Annotated in this window: 11 protein-coding genes; 6 read left to right on the top strand and 5 right to left on the bottom strand. The window is 37.8% G+C overall.

Annotation, left to right across the window (positions count from 1 at the left end; genetic code table 11):
- The first annotated feature begins 7 nt into the window (after positions 1-7).
- Genes NiCM35_RS25425 through NiCM35_RS25415 form a run of 3 tightly spaced genes read left to right on the top strand, consistent with a single transcriptional unit; the run spans position 8 to position 3,642 of the window.
- Positions 8-1,732 (top strand): ABC transporter permease, encoded by a 1,725-nt coding sequence (locus NiCM35_RS25425; RefSeq protein WP_123258815.1) that lies wholly within the window; start codon positions 8-10, stop codon positions 1,730-1,732.
- A complete protein-coding gene (locus NiCM35_RS25420; protein ID WP_123258816.1) occupies positions 1,725-2,801 on the top strand; it encodes an ABC transporter ATP-binding protein in 1,077 nt (358 codons plus the stop codon). Before NiCM35_RS25425 ends, NiCM35_RS25420 begins: the two co-directional genes overlap by 8 nt.
- Positions 2,802-2,817: 16 nt before the next feature.
- Entirely contained in the window at positions 2,818-3,642 is an 825-nt protein-coding gene (locus tag NiCM35_RS25415; RefSeq protein ID WP_123260034.1) for a PHP domain-containing protein, read from the top strand.
- Between the two features lie 50 nt (positions 3,643-3,692).
- Here the strand turns inward: NiCM35_RS25415 and splB are convergent, their stop codons facing one another.
- Entirely contained in the window at positions 3,693-4,721 is a 1,029-nt protein-coding gene (gene splB / locus NiCM35_RS25410; protein WP_123258818.1) for a spore photoproduct lyase, read from the bottom strand.
- The gene (locus NiCM35_RS25405; protein WP_123258819.1) at positions 4,718-4,981 is read right to left on the bottom strand and encodes a transcriptional regulator SplA domain-containing protein; all 264 of its coding nucleotides are present in this window, start codon (positions 4,979-4,981) and stop codon (positions 4,718-4,720) included. The genes splB and NiCM35_RS25405 overlap by 4 nt, the downstream gene beginning before the upstream one ends.
- 160 nt (positions 4,982-5,141) lie before the next feature.
- On the opposite strand from NiCM35_RS25405, the gene NiCM35_RS25400 reads away from it, so the two are divergent.
- Positions 5,142-5,507, top strand: coding sequence for a carboxymuconolactone decarboxylase family protein (locus NiCM35_RS25400; RefSeq protein ID WP_275068564.1), 366 nt, complete (start codon positions 5,142-5,144; stop codon positions 5,505-5,507).
- Positions 5,508-5,552: 45 nt separating this feature from the next.
- Positions 5,553-5,981 (top strand): pyridoxamine 5'-phosphate oxidase family protein, encoded by a 429-nt coding sequence (locus tag NiCM35_RS25395; RefSeq protein WP_123258820.1) that lies wholly within the window; start codon positions 5,553-5,555, stop codon positions 5,979-5,981.
- A gap of 26 nt (positions 5,982-6,007) precedes the next feature.
- Here the strand turns inward: NiCM35_RS25395 and uvsE (NiCM35_RS25390) are convergent, their stop codons facing one another.
- The 3 genes from uvsE (NiCM35_RS25390) to NiCM35_RS25380 all read right to left on the bottom strand — a co-directional run bounded on the left by uvsE (NiCM35_RS25390) (position 6,008) and on the right by NiCM35_RS25380 (position 9,754).
- Positions 6,008-6,973, bottom strand: a complete 966-nt coding sequence (gene uvsE, locus NiCM35_RS25390) for a UV DNA damage repair endonuclease UvsE (RefSeq protein ID WP_123258821.1) — start codon at positions 6,971-6,973, stop codon at positions 6,008-6,010.
- A 41-nt stretch (positions 6,974-7,014) separates the two neighbouring features.
- The gene (uvsE, locus tag NiCM35_RS25385) at positions 7,015-7,968 is read right to left on the bottom strand and encodes a UV DNA damage repair endonuclease UvsE (protein WP_095332994.1); all 954 of its coding nucleotides are present in this window, start codon (positions 7,966-7,968) and stop codon (positions 7,015-7,017) included.
- A 139-nt stretch (positions 7,969-8,107) separates the two neighbouring features.
- A complete protein-coding gene (locus NiCM35_RS25380; protein ID WP_371472720.1) occupies positions 8,108-9,754 on the bottom strand; it encodes an ABC transporter substrate-binding protein in 1,647 nt (548 codons plus the stop codon).
- A gap of 97 nt (positions 9,755-9,851) precedes the next feature.
- Between NiCM35_RS25380 and NiCM35_RS25375 the strand changes: the two genes are divergently transcribed.
- Positions 9,852-11,108 carry an MDR family MFS transporter gene (locus NiCM35_RS25375; RefSeq protein WP_095332998.1) on the top strand — a complete coding sequence of 419 codons (1,257 nt, stop codon included), beginning with the start codon at positions 9,852-9,854 and terminating at the stop codon, positions 11,106-11,108.
- Positions 11,109-11,394 lie beyond the last annotated feature (286 nt).

Here is an 11,394-nt window from a genome sequence, read left to right as displayed (position 1 = left end):
GGACATAATGAACTCATCTATTCAGAGCGCTGAAAGGAAGACGGAAGCATTATTTCCGCTCTCCTTTTCTTATCTTTCCCGTAAGTGGTGGGGGATTCTTGGATTTTTGCTGCTTATCTTTGTTTTTTTACTTCCTGTTTGGCGTCTTGTCTGGCTGAGCATATCCTCTGGAGAAGGAATTAGTCTGGAGCTTTATCAGGAAGTATTGGTAGAAAGGGCTACGTGGAAGACGATTCAAAATACTGTTATCATTACGGTCTCAAGTACATTGCTTTCCCTTGTTTTAGGAGTAGGGCTTGCATTTACTATGGCATATTTGAATATTAGGGCAAAAAAGTGGCTGCAATTACTTATCTTTTTACCCTTTTTGATACCATCGTATATCTCAACCCTTGCGTGGGTACAGTTCTTTGGAGGAAATGGACCTATCCAATTTCTTTTCCATCAATCAGTTAATTTGTACAGTATGGGAGGAATCATTTTTGTTCTTGGGCTTTCCCATTATCCCCTTGTTTATTTGATGAGTGTGGAAGTATTTCGCAGGATACCAAGGGAACTGAAATATGCCGCCAATACTTCTGGGGCATCTGGGGGAGTTGTCTTTCGAAAAGTAATTTTTCCAATGGCGCTTCCGGGAATTGCGAGTGGTGGTATTCTTGCGTTCTTATCTAATATTGATAATTTCGGCATTCCGGCTTTTCTTGGTATACCAGCAAATATCCGTGTTTTGAGTACGTATATTTACGAACAGATTATTGGATATGGACCATCTGCCTTTGCAAGAGCTGCTGTTCTTTCCGTTATTCTTGGTGTAATTGCTTTAATTGGGACAGTCCTCCAATGGGCAATTATAAGAAAAAGCAATGTAAGTGAAACAGCAGCACGAGATATAGAGCCAAGGTATTTTCTCCCAAGGGGCTTGCGAAATGCAGTGGAAATAGTGCTCTGGATGTTCCTGTTGCTCACGACACTTTTGCCATTAGTCGTTATGGCTTCTACATCCTTTATCAAGGCATATGGATTATCTCTTGCTTGGGAAAATCTTTCTTTAAAAAACTATTCGTATCTATTATTTGAGGATGGTAAAACAGGCGCTGCGATAGGAAACAGCGTAACGCTTGCCTTGGTGACCATGCTGATTTGTATGGTAATTGGAACCGTTATTGCTTATCTTCGTTTTAAAAAGCCATCTGTTTTAGTGAAGGTCTCAGAAATTATTGTAACCATTCCTTATGCTTTGCCAGGAACGGTATTTGCATTAGCAATTATATTGATGTGGCTGCAGCCAGTGCCAGGCTTTCAGCCAGGAATTTACGGCACGATATGGATTTTGCTTATTGCTTATATCACTCGCTTTACGGTACTACAGATGAGAGGAAGCCTGACTGCTTTTTCGCAAATTGATTCTTCTGTGGAGGAAGCAGCAAGAATTTCAGGGGCAAAAGCATTAGCTAAATGGAGAAGCATCCTTTTTCCCTTGCTAATGCCTGGTATATTAAGCGGAGCTGCTCTTGTGTTTCTGACTGCTCTTACAGAGCTGACTGTGTCCAGTTTATTATGGTCTAGCGGTTCTGAAACGATAGGTGTTGTTATCTTTAGTTTTGAGCAAGCTGGATACACTACTTACTCAACGGCATTTTCCACTTTAATTGTGGGATCTGTATTGATCATGGGCATTCTATTTGTTTTATTAGAAAAAATCTGGAAGAAGAAGGTGATGAAGAGTGATTAGTATTGATGGGTTAAAAAAGAACTATGGAAGCTTTACAGCCTTAAATAATATTAACTTAGAATTGCTAAATGGTGAATTTATCGCTATTCTAGGTCCTTCTGGATGTGGAAAGACGACGTTATTAAGGCTTTTGGCAGGGTTTATGAAACCGACAGAAGGAACGATTACGATAGATAATGAGTTAGCAGCAAGCTCTAGTAAACTCGTTCCACCTGAGAAAAGGAATATAAGTATGGTCTTTCAATCCTTTGCATTATGGCCGCATATGACAGTAGAAGACCATATTCGCTTTCCTCTTAAGCATCATCGGTTTGGCAGAACAAATGGCAAAGAGGAGCAGGAGATTAGAATTGGAGAAGCATTAGGAATGGTGGGCCTTACCCATTTGAAAACACGCTATCCGGCTGAACTTTCTGGAGGTCAAAAACAGCGAGTTGCACTTGCTCGTGCTATCGTTCCAAAGCCATCTCTTCTTTTGATGGATGAACCATTAAGTGCACTTGATGCGGAGCTTCGTATGGAGATGAGAAGAGAGATTAGTAGGATTCACCAGAAGCTGGGAACTACCATAATTTATGTTACCCATGATCAAGGGGAAGCTTTGGCGATGGCTGATAGAATTGTTGTAATGAATAATGGAAGAATCGAGCAGATTGGTACTCCGGAAAGTATCTATAATAATCCCCAGTCGGTATTTGTTGCCACATTTGTTGGAAAGAGCAATCTGATCAAAGGAGAGTGGATTGGAGAGGATCGGTTTATTCCCGCGGAGTTTCCTAATGTTTCTTGGAAAGACATCGGAATTTCAAAGGAGATCAAATCCCAAAATCTTTACCCTGTTCGTCCTGAGCAATGGAAGCTTGGCGAGGCAGAGCAAGAAGAGATGACAGGAATTATCCAGTTTGCCCAGTTTCAAGGGAATGAAATTCATTATAGCGTTCAAGTGGGGGAAGAGACAATTAATGTGTATGGATCTGTTTTTGAAAAACGATTTCTGCCAGGAGACGCTGTTTCCTTGAGGATATTTAGTGGAGTAGAGGAAAGAGCTGTGCTGACAGGGAGCAGGTAGACTAGGAGGGAAAAGCATGATGGATTTGCATATACATTCCATCTACTCTGATGGTTTTTGGACACCACAAGAAATTGTAGAGGATAGTATCAAAAAAGGGTTGGAAATTATTGCAATAACGGATCATGATGTATTAACTGGGTATGAAGAAGCTTTATCCTATAGCAAGGATGCATTAAAGGTTATCCCTGGGATTGAACTTAATACAGATGGTCCTCAAGGTGAATTGCATATATTAGGCTATCAATTTGACCCGCATCATCCTAAATTAAAAGATCATGTCTCTTGGAGAGTGGAGGACAGAATTCAATGGGGAAAAGGAATAGTGGAGAAATTAAGAAATCTTGGCTACGACATTTCCTTTAACAATTGCCTTGCGCGTGTTGGAAAGGGCGTACTTGTTCGAACCCATATTGCAGATGAACTAGTATCAGCAGGATATTTTCAAAACAGTAAGGATGCATATGAACAGCTTTTAAAAAAAGGAAAGCCTGCTTTTGAAGAAAGAGGCAGTTTTTCCGCAGAGGATGCTATTAAACTAATCCACGAAGCTGGCGGTCTTGCATTTCTAGCTCATCCAGGCATTTATAAACATGAATTTCAGCTTCAACAGTTAATTGATTCGGGGTTAGATGGTATCGAAGTATATCACTCCAAACATTCCGATAAGGAGCAAAACTACTGGGGGAGAATGGCAGAAGCATTTAATCTCCTTGTTTCTGGAGGTAGTGACTTTCATGGTCCAGAATCGCGGAATCCTTTTCCGATTGGGAGTGTAGAGCTACCACATACTGAAAGAATAACATGGATTAGCGATGCTAAAGTCTTTACGAAAAAATAATATCAATGGAGAAAAAGGCCTCATACAATTAAAGACCTTTTTCTTTTTGTTTACGTAAAATACTCTAGTTTAGCATCAGGGAAAAATTTTTTCATATAAGAATGTAGGTGATCTTTTATGTCTGCTTCTTCTTCTTTTTGATAAATATATTTTCCTATTCCGTATTTTCCCCATTTATATCTGCGCTTTTCTTCATCCAGCTCTAATTTAGTCATTGGATAATTTTTTTGGATTACCCTTTTAGCAGGTTTTGTAAAGCGGTGCTGGATAAACTCAAATGTTAAATCCTTCTTTGCTTCTGGAGGCAGCTCAGCTTCTAGGCGTTCAAACATATGCAGATAGCCTTCTTCCCATCCTTCATGGAGGTAAATGGGTGCCACGATAAATCCTAGTGGATAGCCGGCTCTGGCGACTTTTCCAGCAGCCTCTATTCTCTTTTCCAAAGGAGATGTCCCAGGCTCGAAGTTTTTGATGACGTAATCTGCATTTACACTAAAACGAAAGCGGGTTTTTCCATTGTGCTTCGCATCAAGCAAGTGGTCAACATGATGGAATTTTGTGACAAATCGCAGTTTGCCGTACTCCGATTCCCCGAAGTGTTCAATTGCATGTTTAAGCGTGTGGGTTAAATGATCGATTCCAACGATATCAGATGTACAGGATGCTTCGAAACGTGTAAATTCTGGAGCGCGTTCTTTCATATAGTTATCGGCGGCTTCTAAAATTTCCTCGACATTTACATAGGTGCGGATGTATGGCTTGCTTCCCATCGTTGTTTGCAAATAGCAATAATGACAATGTCCCATACAGCCGGTAGCAAAAGGAATGGCATATTCGGCAGAGGGCTTAGATGTATCAAACTTGAGTGTTTTGCGAATGCCGACAACAAGCGTTGACTTTGCCACTCGGTAACGTTGAAAATCATTGTCGCCAGGAAGATTTCTAACTTGATTATGGGAAGTGGTATAGCGAATCTCTACATCCATCTTTTTGAATTTCTCCAGCAGTTCTTTCCCTAAGGGATACTCTAATGCTTCCGGTTCAAAATAGACAAGCTTTGGAGTGAAGGGTTTAATCATTCCAATCTCCCTTCCGAAACATCTCCATAATAATAATAGTAGGCTTCTTGAGCTTCTGCTTCTGTAGTATATACAGCAACTTCATTTGAGAGAGGGTAGTAATTTTCGTATAGAAATAAAGATAATTCATTGGAATTGTCTGGATTTTTTACAACAGCAGCTGCTTGGATATTCGCTACATCTTGGGTATGCGGGTTCCGGTAAAAAACATAAACGATGTCCCCAGCTTGATAGGCATGATTTTCATTATACAGTTCCATTCACTCACCTTCTACATTGAATATAATGCCATTTTTCCCTTCCTAATCACCAGTTATGTATCACTTTTTATGGAAGTTATGGGAAATGAATAAGGGATAATTAATTCGATTGAAGTTTACTTATAATAAATTTGTTGTACAGCTTAATTAAAAGGAGTGTTTGGAAATGGAAACTAGCAATTCAATAGAATCTACCCTGTTATCGTTTAAAAAGGGGATAGGGGATTTTACACAAAAAATGCCTGAGTTTGCAAGTAGATATAATGCTTTTACAGAAGCCTGCTTTGAGGAAGGTGCCTTAACACAAAAACAAAAGCAATTAATAGCTTTAGGGATTAGTCTTCATGCTCAAGATGAGTATTGTATCATCTATCATACAAAGGGATGCTTGGATCAAGGATGTTCCGAACAGGAAATTTTAGAAGCAGTAGGCGTAACTGCTGCATTTGGCGGGGGAGCGACCATGAGCCAAGGAGTTACCCTGGTGCAAGAATGCATTCAGGAATTGAATCGTTTAGAACAGTAAGAGCACATAAATAAAATAGCCGTAATTAGAGGAGTAAAACAGAATATGACTAATCAAAATTTAAAGAATCAAGTTATTAACATTATTTCAGGTCATCGAACAGGAGTACTTTCATCTGTGGAAAATAATAAACCTCATTCACGGTATATGACATTTTATCATGAAAATTTAACTTTGTACTCGCCCACTCAAATGGATACAGAAAAGATAGATGAGATAGAAAAAAATCCTCATGTTTCTGTATTGTTAGGCTATGAAGAAAAGGGACAAAGCGATTCTTATGTGGAAATAGCTGGAACTTGCTCTATTAATAATTCTGAAACATTAAAAAAGCAGTTTTGGAACGAGTCGTTTCAACAATGGTTTGAAGGACCAATGGATCCAAATTATGTGTTCCTTCAAGTGCAGCCTGACGTTATTCGAATTTTAAATAGGAATGGCGAACCTGTACAAGAGTTAACACTAGGTAATTAATGAATTGTTTTAGGCTCTTCTTTCCTTTACTTAAGACGGAAAGAAGAGCCATCAATCATTTCTACATCGTTTCTAATGCTCACTTCTTCTATTAACTTAAAAAGGGCCTCATCCTTCTTTTTAGCTTCTATCATGCAATCGATAACAGGAATGCTTCCTTTTATTCGGTTTAGGAAATAGAAAAACATATCTATATCAATATAATCGGCATGATGACGGAAGTGCTTTTCATCCTTGGGACTGGAAATATGCATTTTAATTGGTAATGGAGATGTACTCCATGTTTGAAGAATACGACTCCAGTTATCCTCCCAATTGGGATTATGATGATGGGAGAGATGGTGATGATAATCAAACACAAGTGGAATCCCTAGTTTCTCGCATAAGTAAAGAGTATCTTCCAATGTGAAAGAGGTATCATCATTTTCAAGCATGATCATGTCTTGAATAGAGTTTGGGACTAGCATCCAATTATCAATAAATCTTTCTAATGATTTTTCGGTATCCTTATAATTCCCTCCCACATGCATAACACAACGATGAGTTGTATCAATCCCCATTCCTTTTAATAATAAATAGTGTAATCTTAAAGTTTTAATTGAGTTTTTCCATATATGTTTTTGATTGGAATTAAGGAGAACGAAGTGATCAGGATGAAAATCAAGCCTAATTTGATGCTTTCTGGCAAATTCACCTATTTCTTTTAAAGGCTCATTTAAAGGTTTCATATAATCCCAATCAAGCAGCTCTTCGTGATTGGCTAATGGAATTAGCCTGGAGGTAAGGCGGTAAAAATGGATATCGGAAGCAGCAGTATGTTTTAGTAGCCGAAGCGTATTATGGAGATTTTGCAAGGCGATCCGTTCCAGCTTACGAAGACCTGCATCCCGGTCATCTATTTTTTGAAACTGTTTAAATGTCATCGTCTTTGAAGGAGATGCATTTTTTACTATCATGCTCATTGCGACATATCCAAGTCGAACAATCGTCATCCATTACACCTCCTCGTTTGTATTAAAATGTAGAGAAACACTTACCATTCTATTGTTCCACCAGAAACCCTCTTTACTCCTCTAATAGAGGCAATGTCCTCGATAAGCTTAAACATAGCCAGATTTTTTTGTTTTGCTTCTATCATAACGTCGAAATCTTGATTAAGATTTTTAGCCATTTTTAAAAAGGGAAGTACAAAATCAAATGAGACAAAGTCAGCATGAGAACGGAAGGCCAGAGTGGATTTCGGGGAGGAAATATGGACTTTAGGAACCATTCTATGATTTTTCCACGTTTTAAAAATGCGCTCCAAATAAAGAGCTAAGTCAATATCTTCTTTATTGGCCATATGGTGATGATAATCAAGAATCATGGGAATGTTTTCCTGCTCACAGGTTATCAGTGTTTCTCTCACATTATATGTTTTATCATCATTTTCAAGGGTCATCTGGTTCTTAATTACCATAGGAAGTTGCTGGATGTTTTGCTGGAATCTCTGCAAAGAAGTATCTTTATCACCATAGGCTCCGCCAATATGAATATTAATAAGACTGGTATCAAGGGCGTCCATAGCTTCTAGCATTTTATAATGGAAGGTCATATCTTTTATTGCATTTATGGTTACTTCTTCCCTAGGGCTAGTAAAAAGCGTAAATTGGTTGGGGTGAAAGCTAACCCGCAGCTTAAATTGTTTAACTAATTGGCCAAGTTCTCTCCACTGTTCTTGAAAAGGAGTTATGAAATCCCAGTCTACATCTGGATGCGTTGCTAAGGGCACTAACGAACTGGATAAGCGGTACAATGGAATTTCATTGGCAGCATTATAGTAGAGAATTCTTTTTGTATTTTTTAAATTTTGAGCTGTAACAGCTAGTAGCTTTTCTGTGGCTTCCTGTTTAGGGAGTGCTGAATATCGAGAGAAGGTTAAAGCCTTTGAAGGACTTGCATCCCATAATCCTAGTGCATTTGCCACATAGCCAAAGCGAATCTTCATCTGTTTAGTTCCTTTCCATAGAGTCCAGCAGTTTCGTCTTTTTATATTGCCTTATCTTTTGGAACTCTATGTGTTGTTTTTACTTAGTTAATAAAGAGAAGTATTAAAAAATCCTGAGAATGTCTCTTTCCTATACCACTCATTCCTTCGGCCGAACCCACACTTTTGAAAAATCCACATAGCCAAAATGGCTAATTTTAATATTGCTTATATCGGTTGAAAATGGAATATACCGCTTTTGATAATAAAGGGGAATCATAATCGATTGATTAATCAATTCTTTTTCGATTTCTAGATTTAAAGCTGTCCATTGTTCAAATGGTATTTCCTTATATTTATCCATTAAGTTTGTAAGTGTTTCATTATTTGCTATCATTTGAGAAAGTGGGGAAAACCCATTCATTAAAAAGTGGTAAAAGGAAAAATCTTGATTGAATTCAAAAACTTCTCCATGTATAAAAAGATCTGCGTCTAATGTCTCAGGATGCTTTGTTAATATATCAGCAAAGGAAAACCATTGGATATCTATAGGGATATTTTCTTTTGCAAATACTTCTGCAAGCCATTGTGTAGTATTAGCAGTATGTCTGGCACCTCTTATCACAATTGGTTTAGAAAATATTGGCCTTTCTACTTCAGAAATAGTCAGCTGTTGATTTTGGCCGACTATTATACTCTTATCATTCGGTATTAGTCTTGGACTTAGGTCACCAATAGTATGACGATTTTTAACGATAATCCAATGAAGGTAATCTCTTACTTCCTTTTGCCTGATAGCAGAATTTCTACAGGAGTTCATTACGATAATACCAAAACCCGAGTCACTTTCTACTTCGAAGGAGGAAGATGTATTCTTTTCCATAGGAGAATGATAGATTCCTTTAAAATCCTCAGGAACTTGAATGAATTCTACTACATCAATTAATGGCCTTTCTCGAAAATGATCTTGAAAAGCAGTTAAAGTTGTCTTCTTATCGCTGTTTTGTTGCAGGATGAAGTAACCAGTACCCAATATTTTTTCATTCGTCTCTCTATAGATGCTTGCACACATCATACTAAGCATAGGAAGGATATAGCTGCATCCATTGGGATGAATAATATCGAGAATAAGTGGAGACTTTACTTCAATTCTTTCAACAGGTGTCCATAAATCTTTGTAATAAGCATGTGTCCGAAGTTTTTCAAGGCATTCGGCCACATCTTTTGCTGTCAAAACAGAACCGTCATGAAATTTAATGTCTTTTTTTAAATAGAGTCTTAATGTAGTAGGAGTGCTGTCCCAACTATGGGCAATTTCAGGTAATACTTTTCCATCTTCTGTATGAGTGACAAGCCGATTAAACACATTTGCCACTAAATGCGCACTGAAGACATCTCCAGCCTCAAGCGGATGGACGGAATGGAAAGGATATCTTTTTGGTACGATTAATTTATCATTTGACTCTTGGACAAAGCCAAGTTTTGTGTGAAATTTATTCATTAATCTCATTTTACTGTTTGTGGACCAATCATACATTAAGTATTTGCTTGTTTGTTCTACTGGTTCAAGATCAATTCGCTTTAAAACTTCTTCCTCGTAAGAAGTTTCTACCTCTTTTTTCCATAACAAAGTTGAGATGTTTCCGCGTCCTCGTCCGGGTGTAAACGATAGCCAGCCTTCTTCCATCCATTTTTTTAAATAACGTGTTGTTTGTTTCGAGCTCAATTGCAAGGTTTCAGAAATTTCCTCCATTCGAATACTGCCAGAAGGATAATATCTCCAAAGTGTAAGTAATTTGTTATCCATTCTTTTTCCTCCTAAAAGGGGACATTGTTTTATTAATTGTCTATTTTTAGAATTATTCGTCTAGTTTAATATACAGTAATAACAAGGGGGAGACAACATGAAATGGAAGGAATTACCGAGAAATATCAAAGTTAGGATGATTACCTCTTTCTTTAATCGGGCGGTATCATCAGCAGTTATGCCATTTATGGCTTTGTTCTTTGCACAGGAATTAAACAAAATTTGGGCAGGCTTATTTTTGATCAGTACAGTGGTTATTGGATTTCTGATCAATTTAGTGGGAGGATATATTTCTGACCGCTTTCCCAGAAAAAAGGTTTTAATGATAACATCCTGGCTGAATGCACTCTTCTTTTTAATCATGACGATCAGTCTATTTCCGACCAATAAAATAATTGTTTTGTTTGCTTTGGCATACGTTGGATTTATTATCACAAGCAGTCTAGGGCGACCAGCAATGCATGCGATTATTATTGATTCCACAACACCAGAAAATCGAAAAGCTATTTATGCACTCGATTACTGGCTTGTTAATTTATCGATGGCTATTGGGGCAGCACTTGGAGGACTTTTATATTTGAATCATCAGAAAGAATTATTCATCATGCTGACTTGCACATCTACATTGATTCCAATTGCTTACGGGGTTTGGCTGCAGGACAAGTTCACAGATCAGTTACAGAAAAAGCACAAGAATGTCTTGGTTGACTTAATCAGCAATTATAAAGTGGCATTTAAAGATACAGCCTTTGTAAAAGTGGTTACAGGCTCCACCTTTATTTTTGCAGCTGAATTTTCATTAAATAGTTATATTGGGATTCGCCTTGCTGAAACTTTTGAAGCAGTTAGGATTGGGAGTTTTGAAATTGTTGGGGTACGAATGCTAAGTATATTAAATATAGAAAATATGCTGCTCGTAGTCTGCTTTACTTTCATTATTAATCGGTTCACAGATAAGATGAATAAAAAGAATGCTTTAATAACAGGTCTTATTATATATGGAATTGGATATGTGACTGTTACTTCGGCGAATACGTGGTATATGCTCGTTTTATTTAATTTGATAGCAACGATGGGCGAATTAATTTATTCACCGATTCGAAATGCAGAGCAGGCAAATATGATTCCAAGCGATAAACGTGGATCATACTCTGCTTTTTCCAACCTATCATTTAGTGGAGCAGATTTAATTGCAAGAGCTAGTATTATTATCGGGGCATTCTTAATTCCAACAATGATGTCTGTCTACATTGGCTTCATTGTAATGGTGGGGACTATTCTTATTTATACAGGATTATTCGCGAAAACCATAAAAGTAAACAACTTAGTCAATAAAGGCGTTAGCGGCGACTAGAGCAGTAAGTTAGATTTATCGAGGGTGGGACAAAACAAAATAAATAATGGATAAAGACGAACAATCTCTAATTTAGTGGTGAATCCAATTCGTTCCAGTTTTTTTTCAAAAGAAACTAAATGGAGCAGACTGAATACACGTAGACTCCTATGGGAGCTGCGAGAAAGTCCAAGACCCCGCAGGAACGAGGAGGCTTGGCGCTCGCCCCATGGAAAGCGAAGTGTATTCAGGCTGCGGGTGATTACCACAAACCTTCGTTCTTAAAATAAATAAAAAACCCAAACAA

This window comes from Niallia sp. M35, from assembly GCF_050971705.1.
Classification (GTDB): Bacteria; Bacillota; Bacilli; order Bacillales; family Cytobacillaceae; genus Niallia; species Niallia circulans_A.
This window is presented reverse-complemented; position numbering and strand designations above follow the sequence as displayed.

Bases quoted from the DNA above. Each gene is read 5' to 3' on its own strand.
- NiCM35_RS25425 (WP_123258815.1), top strand. From the start codon at position 8: ATGAACTCATCTATTCAGAGCGCTGAAAGGAAGACGGAAGCATTATTT.
- NiCM35_RS25415 (WP_123260034.1), top strand. From the start codon at position 2,818: ATGATGGATTTGCATATACATTCCATCTACTCTGATGGTTTTTGGACA.
- splB (WP_123258818.1), bottom strand. From the start codon at position 4,721: ATGATTAAACCCTTCACTCCAAAGCTTGTCTATTTTGAACCGGAAGCA.
- NiCM35_RS25405 (WP_123258819.1), bottom strand. From the start codon at position 4,981: ATGGAACTGTATAATGAAAATCATGCCTATCAAGCTGGGGACATCGTT.
- NiCM35_RS25395 (WP_123258820.1), top strand. From the start codon at position 5,553: ATGACTAATCAAAATTTAAAGAATCAAGTTATTAACATTATTTCAGGT.
- uvsE (WP_123258821.1), bottom strand. From the start codon at position 6,973: ATGACGATTGTTCGACTTGGATATGTCGCAATGAGCATGATAGTAAAA.
- uvsE (WP_095332994.1), bottom strand. From the start codon at position 7,968: ATGAAGATTCGCTTTGGCTATGTGGCAAATGCACTAGGATTATGGGAT.
- NiCM35_RS25380 (WP_371472720.1), bottom strand. From the start codon at position 9,754: ATGGATAACAAATTACTTACACTTTGGAGATATTATCCTTCTGGCAGT.
- NiCM35_RS25375 (WP_095332998.1), top strand. From the start codon at position 9,852: ATGAAATGGAAGGAATTACCGAGAAATATCAAAGTTAGGATGATTACC.